Source organism: Clostridium sp. BL-8 (assembly GCF_002006495.1).
In the GTDB taxonomy this organism is placed as follows: domain Bacteria; phylum Bacillota; class Clostridia; order Clostridiales; family Clostridiaceae; genus Clostridium.
Map to the genome: position 1 here is coordinate 67,667 of NZ_LZZL01000006.1, position 22,166 is coordinate 89,832.

Consider the following 22,166-nt stretch of genomic DNA (forward strand, 5'->3'; position numbering starts at 1 on the left):
GATTAACTGGAGGTACATACATTTAATGCTTATTTCAGTGAATATTTATAAAGCGCAAAAAATGTATGTATCTTCTATTTGGTGTTTTAATGAGATCCTTTTAAAACTGGATAAAATAAATTCATGGAGAATTTATTTTATCTTCCAATCCAAGCACCATCAGAACCTAATCTGAATCCATCAACAATTTGATTATAATCCATGGCGCCACTATTACTTAAATGATAGTATTTGCCATCATTAATTATCCAGCCAGTTAACATAGTACCATTAGTATCGAAGAAGTACCAGCTTCCATTATTATCCTTAAACCAGCCAGTCAACATCTCGCCTCCATAATTTAAGTAATACCAGCTGCCGTTTAAATATTGCCAGCCGGTTAACATAATACCATTTTCATCCAAGTAGTACCAATGTGAATTATAAGAAAGCCAGCCTGTATGCATGTATCCATTACTATTTAAAAAATGATATTTTTTAATATTACTATCCCAAAACCAAGTATTTTTTAATGGATTTCCTGAAGCGTCAATATACTGCATGTGTCCATTTAAAAATACCCATTGATTTCTCTCATTCGATGTATTTGAAGGATTTGCTCCATCTTTTAGTTTAGTTGTAATTTTTGTGTTATCAACTGATGAGTCAACAGCTACATAGTAAGAAGTCTTATCCTTATTAAAAGACATATATCCATTACTTAAATAAAGATCATCTAAATAAGTATCATAGTTGGATGAAAAGCCACTATGACTATGATTTAAATCAAGGTATTTCAACTTAGTATCATCAGTAGATGATGCATATGCGTTTGTCTTAAGTAGATTTGTTACAGGCGAAGTAGTACATAAGGCACTGATTATGAGTGTACATGTAATCATTTTTCTTATTTTTTTGTTCATGGTTAAATCCCCCCTTGTATATCTATATACAAATATTAACGATTTTATAAGTCTTTTGATGTTGAAATTTTATTTGACTCAATAAATACAATGTGTGATTCGTTTATATGTAAAAGGTTGATAATAACTATATTGACAAAGATTTTAGTAACAATTATAATTAAATAATGTTAGAAGCCTAACAAAATGATAGGAGTATGCGTATGGATAAAGAGGAAAATATAGGAAAAAAGATAAATATACTAGCTAATAGAATTCATAGAAAAATAGACAAAGAGGCATCGAAATATGGGATAACAGGTGTTCAGGGAAGGATTCTTGGTTTTATTTATTTTAAATCTAAAGAAAGCGATATATTTCAAAAGGATATTGAAGAAGAACTTGATATCAGGCGTTCTTCTGTAACTAGTGTGCTTCAGCTTATGGAGAAAAATGGATTTATTGAAAGAGTAAGTGTTTCTGAAGATGCAAGGCTTAAGAAGATAATACTTACCCAAAAGGGATTAGAAGCCCAAAGCAATATATATGATTTTATCCTTAACTTTGAGAAATCATTACGAGATGAATTAAGTGAGGCGGAAATGAATATATTAATTTCTTTAATTGATAGATTATCTGTAAAGGTTGCTGATTGATTGCAATTTTTTTTGGAAAACTATTAGTTAGAAACCTAACAAAGGGAGGAAGGTTATGATAAAAAGATTAGCAGGCTATATAGCTGAATTTAAAAAGGATACAGTTTTGACTCCAGTATATGTTGGATTAGAAGCAGTGATGGAAACAATTATTCCACTATTAATGGCATCAATCATTGATAATGGAGTAAACAAAGGAAATATGAAATATGTATATATTTACGGAGTAATAATGATTTGTATATCATTCATATCACTTTCATGTGGTGCCTTATCAGGAAAATATGCAGCAAGTGCCTCAACAGGCTTTGCTAGAAATTTAAGAAAAGCAATGTATTATAACATTCAGGAATATTCTTTTTCAAATATAGATAAATATTCTACAGCTGGACTTATAACTAGACTTACAACAGATGTAACAAATGTACAAAATGCATTTCAAATGCTGATAAGAATGTTTGTTAGAGCACCTTTTATGCTTATTTTTGCAATGGCTATGAGTTTTTATATTAATGCAAAATTAGCATTAGTATTTTTAGGAGCAATAATTTTTCTAGGGTTTGCATTGTACTTTATAATGACGAAGGCGCATCCATATTTCCAAGAGGTTTTTAAAAAATATGATAATTTAAATGCAAGCGTGCAGGAAAATTTGACAGCCATAAGGACTGTAAAGGCTTATGTAAGGGAAGAACACGAAACAAATAAATTCTATAAGGCTTCTGAAACCTTGTATAAATATTTTATGAGAGCTGAAAAATTAATAATAATTAATGGGCCAGCCATGCAGTTTGCAGTTTATACTTGTATTTTGCTTTTATCCTGGCTTGGAGCAAGGATGATTGTTGGCGGAAGCATGACAACAGGTGAGTTAATGAGCATGTTTGCTTATACAACTAATATAATGATCAGTCTTATGATGATGTCTTTTGTGTTTGTAATGGTAATTATGTCCAAGTCCTCAGCAGAAAGAATTATAGAAGTATTGGATGAAAAGAGCGATTTAATAAATCCAGAGAATCCAATTTATGAAGTTAAAGATGGAACTATTTCTTTTAAGGATGTTAGTTTCTCTTATAGCAAGGATAAAGATAAATGTGTATTGGAAAACATAAATATCAAGATAAATTCTGGTGAAACTATAGGGATTATAGGGGGAACCGGCAGCTCTAAATCTACATTAGTTCAACTTATACCAAGATTATATGATACAATGAGCGGGACTATTGAAGTTGGTGGAGTTGATGTTAAAAATTATGATATAGAGACTCTTAGAGATGAAGTTTCGATGGTATTACAAAAAAATGTATTATTTTCCGGGACAATAAAAGAAAATTTAAGATGGGGAAGAAAGGATGCAACCGATCAGGAAATAATTGAAGCTTGTAGACAAGCTCAAGCAGAAGAATTTATAGAAAATTTCCCAGATAAATATGACACTCATATTGAAGAGGGCGGAAGTAATGTATCAGGAGGACAGAAACAAAGACTATGTATTGCAAGAGCTCTTCTTAAAAAGCCTAAAATACTGATTTTAGATGATTCCACAAGTGCTGTTGATACTAAAACTGATGCATTAATTAGAAAGGCATTTAAGGAGACAATTCCAGATACAACAAAAATTATTATTGCACAGCGTATCTCTTCTATAGAAGATGCAGATAAAATTATTGTATTAGAAGATGGAAAAATAGATGGATTTGGAACACATGCAGAATTATTAGAATCAAATTCAATATATAGTGAAGTTTACGAATCCCAAGTGAAAGGAGCTGATAATAATGAGTCAAAATAATACTGCTAGACCTAGAGCAATGCGTGGACCAGGCGGGGCTAGAGGTCATGCTAAGATGAGTAAAAATTCTTTAAAGACATTAAAAAGGCTCTTAATATATATACTTAAAGAATATAAATTTTTATTTAGCATGGTAATTATAACAATTATTATAAGCTCTCTTGCAAATGTAATTGGAACAGTGTACTTAAAAACCTTGATAGATACGTATATAACACCATTGTTAAATACAGTATCTCCAGATTTTGGCCCGTTACTTAAAATGATAGCTACCATGGCATTAATATATTATGTTGGAGTTATAGCAACCTATGCATTTAGTCGTATGATGATTATAATTTCTCAAGGATCTCTTAAAAAGATAAGAGACGATATGTTTTCACACATGGAAACACTACCGATTAAGTTTTTTGATACTCATGCCCATGGAGACTTAATGAGTCTTTATACAAATGATACAGATGCGTTAAGGCAAATGATAAGTCAGGGGATACCACAACTATTATCAGCAATTATAACTGTTATAGGTGTACTTGTCTCAATGATTATTTTAAGTCTCCCATTAATAATAGTAGAAATATTAATTATATTATTAATGTTTAAAGTAACTAAGTTTATTGGTGCAAAGAGTGGAAAATATTTTGGACATCAACAAAAGGATTTAGGTGCAGTTAATGGTTATATAGAAGAAATGATGGAAGGACAAAAAGTTGTAAAAGTCTTCTGCCATGAAGAAGAAGCAAAAATTAACTTTGATAAACTCAATGATATGCTTTTTAATAGCGCAAACAATGCAAATAAATATGCTAATGTACTAATGCCTATCATGGGTAATATAGGTTATATAAATTATGTTTCTGTAGCTATTATTGGTTCGATTCTTGCAATAGGTTCTATTGGAGGTTTTACCCTTGGAGGTCTTGCAGCATTCCTGCAATTAACAAGAACCTTCAGCCAGACAGTAAATCAAATGTCTCAACAGTTTAATTTTGTTATTATGGCTCTAGCTGGAGCAGAGCGTATTTTCAAGCTTCTTGATGAAGAGAAGGAAATGGATGAAGGCTATGTAACTTTAGTTAATGCAACAGAGGATGAAAATGGAGCAATAGCTGAATCTAAAAAGCGTACAGGAATATGGGCATGGAAACACCCTCATGAAGATGGTACAATTACGTATACAAAACTTAATGGTGAAGTAGTATTTGATGATGTGGATTTTGGCTATAATGATGAAAAAATCATACTTCATAATATAAAGCTTTATGCAAAGCCTGGGCAAAAGATAGCCTTTGTAGGAGCTACAGGTGCAGGAAAGACTACAATCACAAATTTAATTAACCGTTTCTATGACATCCAAGATGGAAAGATTAGATATGATGGAATAAATATTAATAAAATCAAAAAAGATGATTTAAGAAGTTCTCTTGGAATAGTACTTCAGGATGCACACCTCTTTACAGGAACAGTTGCTGATAACATAAGGTATGGTAAATTAGGTGCTACAGATGAAGAAGTTCGTGCAGCAGCAAAGCTTGCTAATGCAGATCAATTTATAAAACATCTTCCAAAGGGCTATGATACAATTCTTACTAGCGATGGAGGAAGTCTTTCACAAGGACAAAGACAGTTATTAACAATTGCAAGAGCTGCCATAGCTGATCCTCCAGTTTTAATACTTGATGAAGCAACATCTAGTATTGATACAAGAACAGAAAAGATTGTTCAAGATGGTATGGATAAGCTAATGAAAGGAAGAACAGTTTTTGTAATTGCTCATAGACTTTCTACAATTAAAAATTCTGATGTAATTATGGTTTTAGACCAAGGACGAATTATTGAAAGAGGAAATCATGATGATTTAATTGAACAAAAAGGAAAGTATTATCAATTATATACTGGAGCGTTTGAATTATCGTAATATTTTAGAAAATTATATATGATAGACCACTGGAAAAGCTATTTTTATTAATGAAACTTCAATTTTAAGTTGTATGTTTTAAGATTGAAAATTTTATAAAAGAACGCTCAGTGGTCTTTTATTATAAAGTTTATTAAATATTAATATGAGGTGCATAATTTGTTATGTGCATTTAAAACTAAATGTTTACAAAACTAAAGGCTTTATTATAAAATTAATAATAACTTATAATTACGTTAGGATAAAAAGGAGGAAAAAAATGAAACTAGGCATTATGGGTTCTGGAATGATTGTAAAGGACTTTTTAGCAATTAATCCATCTTTAGAAAGTTTAGAACTAGCAGCGATTTGTGGTAGAAAAAGTAGTGAAGGGATAATAACCGAACTTAAAAATAAATATAACATTAAAGAAATATTTTATGATTATGATGAACTATTAAAGTGTGATTTAGATGCAATTTATATTGCATTACCTAACAATCTGCATTTTGAATTTGCTAAAAAAGCTCTTGAAGCTAATAAAAATGTTATTGTAGAGAAGCCTTTTACATCAACATATAAGGAAGCATTAATTTTAAGCAATTTAGCTAAGAAAAAAAATTTATTTATATTTGAAGCAATAACTAATCAATACCTTCCTAACTATAAAAAGATAAAAGAATTACTTCCTACATTAGGTAATATTAAAATTGTTCAATGTAATTATTCTCAATATTCAAGCAGATATGATAAGTTTAAAGCAGGAAATGTATTACCAGCTTTTGATCCTAAATTTTCAGGAGGGGCATTAATGGATTTGAATATTTATAATATTCATTATGCAGTAGGCCTATTTGGAAAACCTAAAAATGTTGAATATCATGCAAATGTTGAAAGAGGCATAGATACATCTGGAGTATTATTATTGGATTATGGTAAGTTTAAATGTGTATGCATTGGAGCAAAGGATTGCAGAGCACCAATTGCAAATAATATCCAAGGTGATGAAGGCTGTATTTATCAGGACACTCCTGCAAATGTATGTGAAAGATTTGAATTAATAAAGAACGATGGAACTAGTACAGTAATAAATGAAAATAACTATGAGCATCGTATGGCTAATGAATTTATTGAATTTGCAGATATGATAGAAAATAATGATTTAGAAGGCTGCTATAGAATGTTAGAACACAGTCTAATAGTTAGCGAAGTTCAAACAATAGCAAGAAAAAAAGGTGGAATTTTATTTCCGGCAGATAATGATATAAACTAATAATACCATAATAAAGGCTGCTTTAAAGCTTTACTTGTTTCATTGAAATAGGAAATGAGTTAAGCAATAGCAGCCTTTTAATTTATGCTACTTAGTAAAAATTTTAGGCATAGTGAAAAATTATATTTAAAGTTATTATATTAATTCAGGATAATAAATTAAATATTATTAGTTTAAAGCTTAAACTTTTGAATTATAAAAGTTAGTTTTTGAGCAAGTTCTGCCTGATTCTGAGCCACTAGGGCCACTTGCTCAATAGCTTGAGTAGTTTCATCTATGCTCTCTTTTATTGTTTCAGTATGTTCGCTGGAACTTTGAGCCGTTTGAGCTAAGGACTGCACGGCCTCACTAACTTGTCCAACGGTAGCAGTAACTTCTTCGGACATGGCGGCAATTTCTTCAGACATATTATTTACGAAATCTGAATCATCATAATATTGGTCACCTGTGTTTTCATATTCAATAAATTGGTCATGTACATCTTTATTTATAAAATCTAATATATCATTTCCAGTATCAATACTGTTTTTAAAGGCTGCCTGTACTTCAATTATAGTTGTTTGAATATTTTGCACTGCTTCTGAGGATTGCTCTGCAAGCTGTCTAACTTCTTCAGCCACAACAGCAAAGCCTTTTCCCTGTTCACCAGCTCTAGCGGCTTCTATAGCTGCATTAAGTGCAAGTAAATTAGTTTCTTCAGCTATATTTGCTATAGTATCCGCCATAACTTTTATATTATCAACTATCTTTCCATCTTCAATAACTTTTCTCATGTTTTTTTCTTTTTCGCTATAAATTTCTCTGGCTTTTTCAATGGCTGTTTTACTATTAGATTTAACGAGTGTAGCCCTATTCTTAGCACCATTAGCATTATTACTTCCGTCCATTGCTTTTTGTGAAAGTATGTTAATGCTTGAATTAACCTCTTGAATAGATGCACTTATTTCTTCAGTACCAGAACTTGATTCCTGCATGCTGCCAGCGATGGTATTTACAGCTTCATCTATATTTGCAGCTTTTGAAGAGATTTCTTCAACAGTTGCTGAAAGTTCTTCAGAAGAAGCGCTCATGCTTTGAGAATTTTCAATAATTGTTTTTATAAGCTCTTTAATATTATCTTGAGCCTTGAATAAGGAGGCACCAGTTTGACCAAATTCATCACCTCGTGTAACTTTAAAGTCATATGAAAGATCATAATTTGCAAGTTTTTCACCAAAGAGTTGTATTATTTTTAGAGGTGTATGTATATCTTTTGCGAGTATCAATCCTATTATGATTGATAATATAAGGCCAAGAATGCTAATTAAGATCATGGTAGTATTAGCTTTGGTATTCAATGAAGCATTGATATCATTTGAATCTTTAGCTTCATTTAAATTAAGTCCTATCAATTGATCTAAATTGTTAATTATTGCATCAGAAGTTTGAAATGTATCTTTATATTGTTTTATAGCTTCTTCATAGTTTCCAGCATCTATTAGTTTAATTATATTATCCCGTACAGTTCTATATTGATGTACATTATTATTAAAATCATTGTATACATTTTTTTGCTTTTCATCTGTAAGCAGTTGGTCGCATTCTTTCATGTATTCATTATCTTGAGTATTATTGTCAGTAATATTTTTTTCTAATTTATCCTTTTCGGAGGGATCTTGTATATACAGTAATTCAAGGATGTCACTTTTAATTTCTGTTAAGTTTTGCTGCATATCAGTAAGAATGTAAACAGCTCTCAGATTATTGGTATACATTTTTTCGGAGTTTTTTTCAGCAGCTTTGAGGGATATAACTCCAATTCCACCTACAATTCCAATTAATAGTGCAACAATTATAAATGCTCCGATTAATTTTGGTTTTACTTTGACATTTTTTAATAAATTCATGATTATCCTCTTCTTTCTAGTTAGTTATATTGATTTAAGCTCTCTAGAGATAATTTCAATATTGATTTAAATACTAGAGAGTTTATGAAACTATAATTGTATAAATAATTTAATAAAGCGGTACTTTTATATCAACATGTAAATAATTTGACATAATTCTTTGTATTACTAATTTTATAGATATAAATTAGAGGCGTATTTCAACTATAAATTTACACAATTATTAGAATGATTATATAAAAATAAATAGAATGTGAATGGATTTCCCTTTAAATTGCAATTTTAAGTATTATTAGTATCAATATAGAACATTATAAATATATTGTATTATTTATTATATCATGCTTCCAACATATATTCCAGCTTTTGATAAAATAATGCATTTAATGGGAGTTATTTTGTAATATCATGCGAAAAAACTCTCTCTTTTCCAATAGTTATTATGCATTTATTAAATTTAATTAAATATGTTTAATATATAACAAAACAATATATTTATAATGTTCTATTATTTTGCGCATAATGAAAGAATGAGGTTAATATTGAAAGCTCTTCGTTAATTCAATAATAGAAGTTTTTTTGATTCGCGGTGATCAGGTGTGGTATTATCTGTTAAATGAGATGAAGTTTAAATATTAAGAAAGATTAGGAAGTGATTAAATATTTTTAAAAAATATGGAAAATTACGACTGATTTTTATTAGTGGTAAAAACATGAATTAATATCTATATTATAAAGAGAATGCTAAATTTATTATTAAATGAAGTTAGCATACTCTTTAAGTTTAATTATCTATTTAGATATTCCTTTAAAACATCAGCAATACATTTAATTCCATCAATAATTCTGTTATTAGGCATGTTTGAAAAATTTATTCTAAAAGTATTTTCATGGCCTCCATTAGGAAAGAAGGAGCCACCAGGAACAAAGGCAACATTTCTTTCAAGGCATTTTTCAAGAACATCTCGTGCATTTATATCTTCAGGAAGTTCAATCCACATAAACAAACCACCTTGAGGTTTTGTATACTTAATTCCTTTAGGAAATTCTTTATCCATAATTTCTAATGCTAAATCACGTCTTTCTTTATAAACTTTTCGGATTTTTTCTATATGTTTATTAATGTCATAAAGTTCAAGATATTTTGCAATGTCTCTTTGGGCGATTGTATTACATTGAAGGTCAGTACCTTGTTTTACTAGTACATATTTTTGGATTATATCCTTGTGCCCTGCAATCCATCCAATTCTATATCCAGGACAGAATATTTTTGAGAAGGTACCACAGCAAAGTACATGACCACTTTTATCAAAGGATTTTACAGATGGAAGAGCTTCACCTTCAAATCTAAGTTCTCCATAAGGATTATCTTCAATAACAATTACATTATATTTTTCGGCCATTTTAGCAAGAAATCTTCTTCTTTCAATGCTCCAGGTCCGTCCAGTTGGATTTTGAAATTCGGAAACCACATAAATTACTTTGATCTTTTCTGTGGTACTTAAAATATTTTCTAATTCACTTGGAATCATACCTTCATCATCGGTTGGTACTTCAATAAAATTGCATTCATATGCCTTAAAAGCACTAATTGCAGCTAGATAAGTAGGACTTTCACATAAGACAAAATCTCCCTTGTTTAAAAATACTTTTCCTGTTAAATCAAGGGCTTGCTGTGAGCCATTTGTAAGCAATATATTTTCATAATCAAAATTTGTGCCTAATCTTTCGTTCATCCTTTGTGCACACCACTTTCTTAAAGGATCATATCCTTCAGTTGTAGTGTATTGAAGAGCATTTTGCCCATCTTCTTCGAGAACAATCCTATTTACCTCTTTTATTGCCTCAATAGGAAATAATTCTGGTGCAGGAAGACCACCTGCAAAGGATATAACTTCTGGCTTTTGAGTAACCTTTAAGATTTCTCTGATTTCTGATGCCTTTAAATTAGACATCCTTTCTGCATAATTAAAATTCATAATTTTGCCCCCTCTATATTTTAAATATTAAAAAAATCCTGTCCTTTGATTACTATTCAAAGGACAGGATTTATTCCTGCGGTACCACCCTAATTGGCTTAAAAGCCCACTCATTAAAAATGCAAGCACATTCTGGATTTGTAACGTAATCCTAACGTCATGAACTACTTATGATTTATAATACAAGAATAAAATCAGGTACATAAACTATGTTCACCCATGCTCTCAAAGGCTACTTTTACTATACTGCGTTCTGTCAATATTTCAGCATCATTGACTCTCTGCAAGTGCACTTATAGTTTTATCTCCTTATCAACGATTTAGTTTATTGTTTAATAATTTAGCACTATATGTTTTATTTGTCAAATGTTTTTTCGCTATTGTATATTTTGATTCTGATTTATTTATGATAATATTTTTTGTTACGATGTATTTGGAGTTGTATTTTATAGTAGTAAAGTATTATCAGCGATAACAACTACTAAAAGAGTCCAGCCAGGAATATATGCAGCCCATATTATATTTTGAAGCCAGGGCATAAAGGACTTAGAGTAAATTGGATAGAACTTAGAAAATGCAACTCCCATATCACAAATAAACATTAGAATACTTGAAATTGCTATTAATTTAGATACTTTTCTTGTGAAATAGCCTCTAAAGAGTGTGCAGATTCCAGTCCAAGTCATATAAGACAGCACTAAAGAAAATATTAAACTACCTGCTAAAATAACTCCATGTACGTATGGGCTTAAGGAAAAAAATATATACAATAAAATAGCCAGCATTAAAATTCCAGCGGTTATTTCTTTAATACCAATTCTAAAGTTTTTTTGATAAGCAATAATTAGACAGATATAAGCACAAAAAAAGCCGGCAGCACCAATAGGAGAAAGATCTATTTTAAAATCTAAGGTGTAGTAAAATACCAAGAAGAAATCGCCGATTACTAGAAAAAATAAAGACAGAGCCATAATTTTCTGTTCAAGAAATTTTTTGCTAACAATAACTGAAGATAAAAAAAGGGTGATCATGATAGCATATTTGAGACGCAGAACCATTTTGGCATCTGGATACAAATGATCTAAGATGAGGATTAAAATTGTTAAAGGTAAATAAATAATCAATAGACGTTTTTGAATGGAATTCATTTTAATAGCTCCTTAAAATTAAATTTCTAGTCTATATTTTTTGAATGAATTTTTTTATAACATTTATTGTATTATAGTATTATTTATTTAGAATGTAAAAATATATTTTATAGGCATGATGGACACATTTTTTAAATAAGGAAAATTAATATTGACTATTTAGGAAATATATAGATATAATAATAGTGTACTACATAAAGTAGTACACGTAATACAGTTAGGAGGATTTTTAAAATGAAAAAATCGATTATTGCAGTTGGAGCTGGAGCTTTTATTGTGATTACATCATTGCTATGCATGAATCCGGATGGAAAAATGTATCAGAAGCAAAAACATTTCGATACTGTAAATGATGTTCTTATGCAATTAGAAAATAATAAGCTTGAAGTAGTTGATAAAAATGGACAATTACACATGACAAATGAATTTGAGGAATGTCTCTCAAAGAGAAAAAGATTAACATTTTCAGAAATTAATTTTGAGAAAATAGAAATTGAAAAAATAGAAGAACTAGATGATAAAGAAAAAAATTCTATAATTGATGATTACAATAAGCTTCAAAAACGTTTAGCTTTGCCTTATAAACCAGAGAAAGTTGAACCTGTAAGATTAGATATTAAAGGAAGTCAGCCACAATATAATGACTATGTTCCTAAACCAATTGAATATTCAATTGACTTGGTAATGGTTGATGAAGGAGAAGGGATGGTAATTGATTATTATGTTGAGCATAATAATGAAAATGGGAAAGCGAGGAAAGAAGGAAAGGGATTAGCAAATGCTGAAGATTGATCCTAGGAGTAGCACTCCTATTTATGAACAAATACAGCTAAGGATTAAGGAACTTATATTAAAGGGCGCTTTGCAGGGAGGAGATAAGATACCTTCGGTCAGAGAAATGGCAGCACTTCTTACAATAAACCCCAACACTATAAGTAAAGCCTACGGAGAACTTGAAAGAGAAGGAATTATAGAAACTTTAAGAGGTAAGGGAACCTATGTAGTAGATAATTTTAAAAGAAAGGCAGATGAAAATAAAATGCAGCATATTTCAGAAGAACTAAAAAAGATTATTTTAGAAGCAAATTACAGTGGTATAGATAAGGATTCATTTTTAGAACTTGTATCTGAGATATTTTCTGAATTAGGGGTGGATAATAAATGATTGAAGTGAATAATTTATCCTTAGATATAGAAGGAAAGAAAATTTTAAAGGATATTAATTTAAAGATAAAGGAAGGAACAATATTCGGTATAATTGGACCGAATGGTGTTGGTAAAAGTACTCTTCTTAGGTGCTTAACAGGAATATATAAGCCAACCAGTGGAAGCATAAATTATGATGGAAGAGAAGTCTATGACAATGTGGAAGTTAAAGGACAAATAGGTTATGTTGCAGATGAAAATATAATGCAGACAAAATTTAAGGTTAAAGAAATATTAAAATATTATAAATATTCCTATAATACCTTTGATGAGAATAAATTTAATAAGCTAAATGAAGTTTTTCAAATACCAATAAACAAATATATATTTCAATTGTCAAAAGGTATGAAAATGAGGCTTTCCATAATGCTTGCACTTTCAATTAAAGCTAAATATTTAATATTAGATGAACCAACCTCAGGGTTAGATGCAATACTTAAAAATAAATTATTAAAAATATTTTTAGATGAAGTGGTTGAAAATAATACAACTATAGTTATAAGTTCACATCACTTGGGTGAATTAGAAAGAATATGTGATGATGTGGCAATTTTAGATGAAGGTGTTGTATCTTATGAAAATTCAATTGAAAATATGAAAAACAAAATTAAAAAAATTCAAGTTGCATTTGATAGGCCAATTTATGAAGAAGATTTAAAGTTCAAAGGGACGTTTAAAATATCCAAGGTTGGAAGAGTATTTACAATTGTAACAGATGAATATGATGAAGAATTAGTGAAAAGTCTTGAAGAACTAAAGCCTTTATTTATAGAGGAAATAGATCTAAGTTTAGAAGATATATTCATTTATAAGGTGGACAAGGAGGAGAATTATGAAGAAATATTTAAATAAAGGCTTGCTTTATGAATGGTTTAATGCAGCAAAGTTTCCTATATTAATAGGTCTTATAACATGGGGATTTTTTGCACATAGCATTTTAGAAGAGAGTGTAATGAGAATAAAAAACATGATTGGAACAGCAGAATCAAATAATTTTACTTCTGTAGATCTAGGGAAATATTTTATATTAGGAGTTATATTTTTAGCTATATATATTTTTGCAAATGGAAATAATAAACGAAATACAACAATGTTTTTATGTAGTGGTCCACATACTAAAAAGCAGATAAAGTTCAATGAATTAATATGTCTATTAATAACTTTAGGATTATATACATTAATGTATATATATATGGCGGCTACCATATATATAAGGAATAATGAGCTCATGTCAATTGTAAATTGGTTCTTTCCAGTGCTCTTATTGGAAATTCTTAGATTGCTGCTATTTGGAACAATAGGAATATTGCTGATGATTGAAATAGATTTACTATTTTCTAATTCAATAATTGCTTATTTCGGTATGATAGCTTTAGGCATGTCAACTATATTTATATGGTATAAATTCAGAGTTATTGTATCTTACTTTGGAAGTTACGGTTCATTAATGGATAAGATTTTTGGAAGTATAGTATATGGACATGGGTATACAGATGGAAATTTTAAAAGGTTAAGTATATTATTTCATGAAGGTTCATTTTATATAGCTGACTTAGATGTAATATTTAAGGGAATGCTATTCTTACTTGTAATTATAGGAGTTATGTTTTTTCTGTTTAATGTATTGGAAAAAAGGGCTAAATTAGAAACAGTAAGTAAGATATTTTCATCTAAAGCTAATGAAAATATTATAGTAATATATTTATCTTTAGGAGTAGGTGCATTTGTAAATATGATATTAGTAGAGATAATACTTAGAGATTGGAGACATATGGTTATACAAGGTCAAGAATATCTAACTTCAAATTCAATTAAAATGTTAAGTATAGATTTAATTATATTAGCATTAACAACATTTGTTTCATATAAAGTTTTAAAGAAAATTTTAAGGACAATAGGTTAAGAGGGAGCTTGTAGCAAAGACTATACGGTAGAATAAAACAGATAATAGCAAGTAGTCTGTAAGAGAGAAACTTGATATATTAAAAAGAGTTGAAAGCACGCTTTTATGGAGATGATAAAATGCTTGAAGAGGCTATAATAATTGCTGCTAGTGCTCATCAAGGTCAAGTGGATAAGGGAGGAAATCCATATATTCTGCATCCACTTACAGTAATGTTATCACTAGAGGATGAAACAGAGAGAATATGTGCAGTTCTTCATGATGTAATAGAAGATACGGATATTACATTAGAGTATTTAAAGAAGGCTGGATTTTCAAATGAAGTGTTAGTAGCATTGGATGCATTAAGCAGGCGGAAAGATGAAAGTTATGATGAATTTATAGATAGAATCATTAAAAATAAGATAGCTTGTCATGTAAAGTTAGCTGATTTAAAACATAATATGGATTTATCAAGAATTAAGCAGCCTTCAAAAAAAGATTATGACAGGATAAAAAAATATGAGAAAGCAGTTAAGGTATTATCAAAAGAATAACAAGTTATTAAGCCTACCAAAAACAATACAGAGTGCTATAGGAGAGTAGAAATTTTATATTTAATAAGATTTCTACTCTTCTATATTTCTATAGGCCATTTAAAAATTTAAAGTAAATTTTTATCATTAATTAAGAAATTAAAAATATTTTAAATATATTCTTACGCCGTTTAAACCCGCTTATTTCCTATAAATATTTATATATTTTTATAGGAAAATATTTTCCTTTGTACATATATTCATAGATAAATATATTTCTATAAAACAATTTATATAGAAACATTCTAAAATAGTTTAATTTGTTCATAGTTAAGTATTTATATATTTTTATATTTACTTACCAGATAGACTTTTCAAGTGTAATTTTATTATTGCAAATATATATTGAAGGATTCTTTATAGGCGCTATAACATATGATACTTTGGAATATCTAGAGGTTAATTAAAAATATTACAGTTTACATATAAATAATGGAATATAATAGAAAATATATAAATAATAATTTATATAGAAGATTTAATTTTTGTAATTGTTTGCAAAATTGGTTATAGGATGAATAAAAAATGGGCAAGTATAACAAAATAAACTAGTATTAGAGAAATCTAGTTAAATTAATTTTTAATTACATAGCAGAAAGGAGCTAGGAATAGGTTTGAGAATTAAAGATGATGATAAATATAATTTAAAGGTAAGTCCTAAAATAGAGGAAATGCTTGACGATTTAATCAATAAATTTGGAATGAATACAAAGATTTTATCTAAAGCACTAAGAGTAGAATCTTCTATAATCGATAATTATTCTAAATATGAAGATACAATGTCAATGGGTAAATATGGGCCTTTTAAAGGGCTGTTAGCCACATTATATTCGATTCCTGAAATAAATCCAGATGAAAGAAATAAGGCAGTAATCAGTTATCTGACTAAAATTCATCACATTGATATAGCAACAATTGCAAATTTTGCGCATGTAAAAATAAAGGATATTTATGATTTTATGAAAGACAGCAATTCGGTTTCATTTGAAGTTAAATATAAGATTTCATCTGTAAGTATGTTTCTTCATTTTCTTTTTAAGCCTGAAGAGGATGCTCAGTAGATAATTAAAGCAAACTTTTTACTGTAATAAACAAATGAAAACGCACTTTGCAAAGAAATTATAAAAAAATTGTAGGAAAATTAGAGAATGACTATAAGAAATGAATAATAATAAGCCTTATAATAGTAAGTGGGAACAGAAGATAGTTCCCTCTCACAAATATTCTTAATACTCTTTTTCTTAGAAAGTATCTAGCTAGATTTATGGCTAGGTACTTTTTGTATATAAATTTATTTGATAGTGCCTTAAGGAGGTGGAGCTTTTGCACGAGAGTTTTAATTAAAAAATGGTAAAGCATATAATCTAAGAAGAATTTGTGATTTTTATAAAGTCATAATGAAATATAGATGATTGTGCAATAACTAAGAATAAAAAATATAGGGATTACAGGAGGAGGTTCATGATTAATGAATTAATTAACTCAATTAATGAAATGTTAGCTGTGAAATTCCCAGACACAAAAGTATATTTATCAAAGTCAGAGAAGGATTTTTCAAGACCTTCTTTTTTTATTCGTTATGTTACCAGCAGGCAGAAAGATTTTAATAGAAATAGTTATTTAAATGTAATAACTATGAAAATAATTTATTTCCCTGAACTGGATGAATTTATGAATGCTGATTTGATAGCTCAAAATGAAGTATGGGATACTATGCGAGAAATTTTTAGCATTGGATATATAAAGGTTTTGGATAGAGCTGCAAAGATAAGAAAGTCAAGAGGAAGAGCAAAGAATACAGAGATACACTTAAAACTCAAAATAGATTATATACAAGACAAAATTTTTAATACACCTCAAAGCCCTAAAGCAGAAAAAGTTAATTTCAAATTTTAAGGAGGAATGAAAAATGGGAGAACCATCCATTCAAATCATGTTTAAACAAGCAGGGATTACTGCAATTCAAAGAGGAAAAAGAGGCATAGTGGCACTTATATTAAAAGATACTATTCCATCAAACTATAGCAATCCAATAATAATGGAAACTATAGATGAAATTCCAGAAGGATTATCAGATTTTAGTAAGGAGCAGATAAAGCTTGCCATGATAGGATATCAAAATCCACCAAAGCAAGTTATGGCTTATGTAGAAGCAGTAGATGCAACTGACTATTTAGAAGCTCAAAATTATCTAGAGACAATTAAATGGGATTATGCTGTAATTCCGGGGATCGGGTTAACTTCAGATGGTAAAGCTGATACAGAGGCGAATATTACTTCAAGAGCAACCGATTTTGCTACCTGGATTAAACAGCTACGAGATACTAAAGATATAAAAGTTAAAGCTGTACTTCCACATTGCCCAGCAGATAGTGAAGGAATAATTAATTTTGGCACTGATAATATAAAAACAGCAGATAAGACTTATACTGCAGCAGAATATTGTTCAAGAATTGCAGGAATGCTGGCAGGAACTCCACTAACAATAAGTGCTACTTTTGCTCCACTTGCAGAAGTAATCGATGTTCCACATTTAAAGAAAGAAGAAAGAGATGCAGCAGTTGATGCAGGGCAGCTCATTTTATTTAATGATGGGAAAAAAGTTAAAATTGATAGGGCAGTAAACAGCTTTGTAACAACAATTGAAAATAAAGGTGATGATTTTAAGAAAATTAAGATTGTAGACATAATGGATTTAGTACATGATGATGTTAAGGGAGCAGCTGAAGATAATTATATTGGTAAATATCCAAATGATTATGATCACAAATGTTTACTTATTACTGCAATCAACGGATATTTTGACAGCTTAGTTTTAGATGGGTTACTAGATGGAAGCATTGAAGATCAAAATAGAGCTGAGATTGATTTAGATGGACAGAAGAATTATTTAAAGAGTCAAGGGATTGATATTTCAACAATGAAAGATCAAGAAATAAAAGAAAGCAACACAGGTTCTCAAGTATTTCTTAGAGGACAAGTTACTATCTTAGATGCAATTGAAGACATTAAATTTCAAATATATATATAGGAGGCGGTTATAATGCCAGAAGCAAAAAACGTTATAAATGGAACTTGGGGAGAAGTATGGATTAATGGAGAATATGTATCAGAGGTATCAGCTCTTCAAGCAAAGGTTACTTTAACAAAGGTAGATGTTAATTTTACAAGAGACTTATGGAAGAGAAGCAAGGTAACAGGAATAGAAGGAAAAGGAACATTGAAATTACATCATGTAACTTCAAGAATGAGCATTTTAATGAAGGATAATATAAAGCAAGGAAAGCAGACAGTATGTACAATTATATCAAAATTAGCAGATCCAGATGCACTTGGAGCTGAAAGAGTGGTGCTTAAAGATGTTACTTTTGATGAACTTACAGTAGCAGACTGGGAAGTTAAGAAGAATGTTGAAGAATCACTTCCTTTCACTTTTTCAGGCTATGATTTCTTAGATTTAATAGAACCACAAGATAATTAAATCTAGTCATGGTTAAACCATATAGAAGAAATGTCTATAGGTTATAATGTGGACATACTTCGAGTTAAAATTAAAACAAAATAACAAAAATAAACAAATGAAAGATCTCACTCAAATAATTAGTGAGGTCTTTCTATTTTATTAAATTTGAAAATGGAGATGAAAGTTATGAATTTAGTTGAACAATTATTAAAAATAGATGCAGGTAAGGTTGAGATACCATCAAAAGAAGTAAAGCTTAAGCTTGCTAAGTTAGGAAATACTGAAATTACCTTTACATGTAATGCTATTTCTATGGAAAGATACAATGAAATTCAGGAACGTGTATTACAAGTAGATAAGAAAGGAAATATTCAAGGATTTGCTACAGCTCAGGCAAAGATAGAAACAGTTCTTGCAGGTGTTCCAGAGCTTAGATCAGAAGAGCTCATGAAACATTTTAAGGCACCAACTCCAAAGGAACTCATGAATAAAATATTCTTGCCTGGAGAAGTTGATATTTTGGCAGATACAGTTACAGAAATATCAGGCGTAGAAGCTGCATCAAATAAAAAAGAAGATATAAAAAACTCATAAGCACTGATGAAACGGTAAACCTCTTGTATTACTGCTGGAAGCTTCATGATAAGTGGCCATCAGAAACGATTAATAGAGGTTTTGGAGAAAAGATTATCATCAGTGCTTTTATTGAACAAGAAATGGAAGATAAAATGAAGCAAATGGAAGCCTTGTATTCAGGAGGTGATGATTAATGCTGTTTGAACTAAGTCCAGCATTATTAAAAGTTGTTGATGGAGCTCAAAAAGCTCAAAAGTCAATAGAAAGTTTAACACCAATAGCTTCAAAAGCATCAGAAAGTGTGCAAGCAATATCTAAAGCAGCAGAATCAGTAGGAAAAGTTAAAAGCAGCTTTAATGATACAAAAGATGCAGTAGGAAATGTACAAACGTCTGTTTCTAACTTAATACAAGCATTTACAGATAACACTGAAGAAAGATCTCTTGAAAATATTGTAGGGAAAGCTAAAGAAGCAGTTCAATCAATATCTAATGTATCTAAAGCTGTTAAAGATATGATAGGTAATTTTAAAAATGCAAAAGATGATATCATGAATGTAAAAGATACTGTATCAGATTTATTTAAAACCTTTAAAGACAATGATTTGGTTAAAAAAGCTACTGGCGGTATAGGAAAACAAGCTTCAAAAGTAGTTCAAAAAATTACTAAAGCAAATAGCACTAAAGCACCAAAGATTGCAAAATCAGCTGGAACTCAAAGCAAGGTATCTAGTGTCATGAATATAGCCAAACAATCAATGGGAAAGGTTGGTGCATTAACTCCTTCTGTATCTGGACCTTTACAGATTTTAGCTGGAAGCTTTGAAAAATTTAAAGGTGTGGTCTCAACAAGCTTTTCATTTTTATCTGGTGCTTTTGGAATCTTCACTAAATTGCCAATACCTCTTCAAATAGTGATTGGAATAGTTGCACTACTCGCAGTCGCATTTGCTACAAATTTTGGTGGAATAAGAGATATAGTTATGGGAGTATTTAATAAAATTTCAGGAGCTGTCAAATCAGCAATAGATGTATTTAAGAAAACAGGAAGCGCTGCACAAGGAATAGGAGCGTTATTTACTAATTTATTTGGACCTAAGGTTGGAAATATTGTGACACAGACAATTAATAAAATAATAGCAGTAGTTAAATCAATAGCAACCTTTGTTATTCAAATTTTTGGAAAAGTAGTAAGTTTTATAAGAAGTAATTGGTCGCTTATAAAGCAAACTACTACAACAGTTATGACAACAATAAAAACCGTTATAACTACAGTTTTAAATTTTGTTAAATCATTTTGGACTGCACACGGACAGACAATAATGGCAGTTGTAACTGCGGCTTTCAACATAATAAAGACAATAATTTCCACTGTCTTAAATGTTATAATGGGAGTAATTAAGACTGTAATGCAAATTATAACTGGAAACTGGTCAGGGGCTTGGAATACTATAAAAAGTACTATATCAACTGTGTTTAATGGAGCCATTGATATTGTAAAAAATATATTGAATGCTATAGGCAATGTATTTAAAGATATTGCAACAACAGCTCTTGGTTGGGGAAAAGATATGATAATGGGTATTGTGAATGGTATAAAGGGAGCTGCCAGCTACATTGAAGATGCAGTTGCAGGTGTGGCAGATAAAATAAAGTCTTTCCTTCACTTCTCGGTACCAGATAAAGGACCGTTAGAATTAGCGGCTTAGAATCGTGAGATTCTTTGAAAAACAATGTGAACTTGTAAATGCAAGGTGTGAGTTTTAATTAACTTGCTAACGTGGGAAATCTAAGTTTTGGTATTATAAAACTCGATTTAAAATAAGTATATGAGATTTTAAAAGCTACTTTATAGTGGCTTTTTTATTACACAAAATATGACAATCACGTGCCAAGCCTACAAATAGGAAGGTGTAACGACTATCTCGAAAGGGAGTAGCTTTAAGGTGAAATTCCTTATTGCGAAGTGCATTGGCTCTTAATTTTAAGAGTGTGATATAGTCTAATCCCACTATTTAAATAGTGTTAAAGTATCTCGAAAGAGAGGGTGCGAATGTAACAGATTATGAGACCTGGATGCCAGATTTCATGAAAGGTATGGGAAATGGCATTAAGGTTAATACTCGTTTGGTAACTGATCCGATTAAAGATCTTTCAGTTGGAATAAAAACTAATATGAATGGTACCTTATCTGGTGGAGGCAAATCCAGCAGTTTAGGTCTTAAAGGAAGTACAAATACAACCAAGAATGATAGTACGCAAAATGGTTTAGCAATAACTATAGCAAAACTTGCTGATTCAATAGTGATCAGAGAAGAAGGGGATATAGACAAAATTGCAACAGCTCTTGCAAATAAATTAACTCAAACAGCACTTGGAATGGGTTAGGAGGTAGTTAAAGATGATAGAATTTTGGTTTAATCAAGATAATACCTGGCTGCAGCTGCCTGTACCACCAGATAACTATTCAATTAAACTCGGCAATAACAATACAGTAATTAATGTTGAATCAGTTGGAGAATTAAATATACTTGGAGAATCAAAGCTTTCAGAAATATCTTTTGAAAGCTTTTTTCCAGCCCAGGAATATGAATTTTGTGTATATTCTGATATTCCTACTCCTTTTGAATGTGTAGCTCAAATAGAAGCCTGGAAAAAGAGTAAGAAACCCATAAGGGTAGTTTTAACTGATACAGATATTAATGATTTGTTTTCAATTGAAAATTTTGAATATGGAGAAAAAGATGGAACAGGAGATATATATTTTACTTTGGATTTGAAACAATATATAGTTTTAAAATTAAATGAAAAAATAGTAGGACAGTGGGGTTCAAGCTTCAGCATAACAAATTCAAACAATATCCTTGGAGGAAATCAATGATTGGAAGATTGGTTCAAGATATGAAAGCTAAATATAACCTCAAAAGGT

The 22,166-nt window shown here is 30.0% G+C and carries 22 protein-coding genes and 1 other annotated feature; of the genes, 18 read left to right on the forward strand and 4 right to left on the reverse strand.

Annotation, left to right across the window (positions count from 1 at the left end; translation table 11 throughout):
• Positions 1-137: 137 nt before the first annotated feature.
• Entirely contained in the window at positions 138-902 is a 765-nt protein-coding gene (locus CLOBL_RS02600) for an N-acetylmuramoyl-L-alanine amidase family protein (RefSeq protein ID WP_077857580.1), read from the reverse strand.
• 203 nt (positions 903-1,105) lie between these two features.
• Here CLOBL_RS02600 and CLOBL_RS02605 point away from each other — a divergent pair, with 203 nt between their 5' ends.
• From CLOBL_RS02605 to CLOBL_RS02620, 4 genes are all read left to right on the forward strand, one after another.
• Positions 1,106-1,537, forward strand: coding sequence for a MarR family transcriptional regulator (locus CLOBL_RS02605; protein ID WP_077857581.1), 432 nt, complete (start codon positions 1,106-1,108; stop codon positions 1,535-1,537).
• A gap of 55 nt (positions 1,538-1,592) precedes the next feature.
• Complete coding sequence (locus CLOBL_RS02610; RefSeq protein ID WP_077857582.1) at positions 1,593-3,332, forward strand: ABC transporter ATP-binding protein; 1,740 nt, start codon at positions 1,593-1,595, stop codon at positions 3,330-3,332.
• The gene (locus CLOBL_RS02615) at positions 3,319-5,250 is read left to right on the forward strand and encodes an ABC transporter ATP-binding protein (RefSeq protein ID WP_077857583.1); all 1,932 of its coding nucleotides are present in this window, start codon (positions 3,319-3,321) and stop codon (positions 5,248-5,250) included. Before CLOBL_RS02610 ends, CLOBL_RS02615 begins: the two co-directional genes overlap by 14 nt.
• Positions 5,251-5,509: 259 nt before the next feature.
• On the forward strand, positions 5,510-6,502 hold the full coding sequence (locus tag CLOBL_RS02620; RefSeq protein ID WP_077857584.1) for a Gfo/Idh/MocA family oxidoreductase: 993 nt from the start codon (positions 5,510-5,512) through the stop codon (positions 6,500-6,502).
• Between the two features lie 173 nt (positions 6,503-6,675).
• On the opposite strand, the gene CLOBL_RS02625 is transcribed toward CLOBL_RS02620, so the two are convergent.
• The 3 genes from CLOBL_RS02625 to CLOBL_RS02635 form a co-directional block, all read right to left on the reverse strand.
• Positions 6,676-8,388: a methyl-accepting chemotaxis protein gene (locus tag CLOBL_RS02625; RefSeq protein WP_077857585.1), complete on the reverse strand. Its 1,713-nt coding sequence runs from the start codon at positions 8,386-8,388 to the stop codon at positions 6,676-6,678.
• 788 nt (positions 8,389-9,176) lie between these two features.
• Positions 9,177-10,367, reverse strand: coding sequence for a PLP-dependent aminotransferase family protein (locus tag CLOBL_RS02630; RefSeq protein ID WP_077857586.1), 1,191 nt, complete (start codon positions 10,365-10,367; stop codon positions 9,177-9,179).
• A 56-nt stretch (positions 10,368-10,423) separates the two neighbouring features.
• Positions 10,424-10,692: a binding site (T-box leader), on the reverse strand.
• A 121-nt stretch (positions 10,693-10,813) separates the two neighbouring features.
• A complete protein-coding gene (locus CLOBL_RS02635; protein WP_077857587.1) occupies positions 10,814-11,515 on the reverse strand; it encodes a lysoplasmalogenase family protein in 702 nt (233 codons plus the stop codon).
• A 234-nt stretch (positions 11,516-11,749) separates the two neighbouring features.
• Between CLOBL_RS02635 and CLOBL_RS02640 the strand changes: the two genes are divergently transcribed.
• From CLOBL_RS02640 to CLOBL_RS02700, 14 genes are all read left to right on the forward strand, one after another.
• Positions 11,750-12,307: a hypothetical protein gene (locus CLOBL_RS02640; RefSeq protein WP_077857588.1), complete on the forward strand. Its 558-nt coding sequence runs from the start codon at positions 11,750-11,752 to the stop codon at positions 12,305-12,307.
• Positions 12,294-12,680: a GntR family transcriptional regulator gene (locus tag CLOBL_RS02645; RefSeq protein ID WP_077857589.1), complete on the forward strand. Its 387-nt coding sequence runs from the start codon at positions 12,294-12,296 to the stop codon at positions 12,678-12,680. The genes CLOBL_RS02640 and CLOBL_RS02645 overlap by 14 nt, the downstream gene beginning before the upstream one ends.
• The gene (locus tag CLOBL_RS02650; RefSeq protein ID WP_077857590.1) at positions 12,677-13,573 is read left to right on the forward strand and encodes an ABC transporter ATP-binding protein; all 897 of its coding nucleotides are present in this window, start codon (positions 12,677-12,679) and stop codon (positions 13,571-13,573) included. The genes CLOBL_RS02645 and CLOBL_RS02650 overlap by 4 nt, the downstream gene beginning before the upstream one ends.
• Positions 13,554-14,624: a hypothetical protein gene (locus CLOBL_RS02655; RefSeq protein WP_077857591.1), complete on the forward strand. Its 1,071-nt coding sequence runs from the start codon at positions 13,554-13,556 to the stop codon at positions 14,622-14,624. Before CLOBL_RS02650 ends, CLOBL_RS02655 begins: the two co-directional genes overlap by 20 nt.
• Positions 14,625-14,743: 119 nt before the next feature.
• Positions 14,744-15,160 carry an HD domain-containing protein gene (locus CLOBL_RS02660; RefSeq protein WP_077857592.1) on the forward strand — a complete coding sequence of 139 codons (417 nt, stop codon included), beginning with the start codon at positions 14,744-14,746 and terminating at the stop codon, positions 15,158-15,160.
• A 653-nt stretch (positions 15,161-15,813) separates the two neighbouring features.
• A complete protein-coding gene (locus CLOBL_RS02665) occupies positions 15,814-16,260 on the forward strand; it encodes an HTH domain-containing protein (protein WP_009171532.1) in 447 nt (148 codons plus the stop codon).
• Positions 16,261-16,660: 400 nt separating this feature from the next.
• Positions 16,661-17,095, forward strand: a complete 435-nt coding sequence (locus CLOBL_RS02670; RefSeq protein ID WP_077857593.1) for a DUF6838 family protein — start codon at positions 16,661-16,663, stop codon at positions 17,093-17,095.
• 13 nt (positions 17,096-17,108) lie between these two features.
• Positions 17,109-18,230 carry a phage tail sheath subtilisin-like domain-containing protein gene (locus CLOBL_RS02675; protein WP_077857594.1) on the forward strand — a complete coding sequence of 374 codons (1,122 nt, stop codon included), beginning with the start codon at positions 17,109-17,111 and terminating at the stop codon, positions 18,228-18,230.
• A 12-nt stretch (positions 18,231-18,242) separates the two neighbouring features.
• A complete protein-coding gene (locus CLOBL_RS02680) occupies positions 18,243-18,680 on the forward strand; it encodes a phage tail tube protein (protein WP_009171528.1) in 438 nt (145 codons plus the stop codon).
• 168 nt (positions 18,681-18,848) lie between these two features.
• The gene (locus CLOBL_RS02685; RefSeq protein ID WP_077857595.1) at positions 18,849-19,256 is read left to right on the forward strand and encodes an XkdN-like protein; all 408 of its coding nucleotides are present in this window, start codon (positions 18,849-18,851) and stop codon (positions 19,254-19,256) included.
• Between the two features lie 23 nt (positions 19,257-19,279).
• On the forward strand, positions 19,280-19,432 hold the full coding sequence (locus tag CLOBL_RS27815; protein ID WP_179117664.1) for a hypothetical protein: 153 nt from the start codon (positions 19,280-19,282) through the stop codon (positions 19,430-19,432).
• On the forward strand, positions 19,432-20,946 hold the full coding sequence (locus tag CLOBL_RS02690) for a hypothetical protein (RefSeq protein ID WP_242953773.1): 1,515 nt from the start codon (positions 19,432-19,434) through the stop codon (positions 20,944-20,946). Before CLOBL_RS27815 ends, CLOBL_RS02690 begins: the two co-directional genes overlap by 1 nt.
• A gap of 379 nt (positions 20,947-21,325) precedes the next feature.
• On the forward strand, positions 21,326-21,625 hold the full coding sequence (locus tag CLOBL_RS02695) for a hypothetical protein (RefSeq protein WP_242953774.1): 300 nt from the start codon (positions 21,326-21,328) through the stop codon (positions 21,623-21,625).
• 13 nt (positions 21,626-21,638) lie between these two features.
• Positions 21,639-22,118, forward strand: coding sequence for a phage baseplate protein (locus CLOBL_RS02700; RefSeq protein ID WP_077857597.1), 480 nt, complete (start codon positions 21,639-21,641; stop codon positions 22,116-22,118).
• Positions 22,119-22,166: the final 48 nt, after the last annotated feature.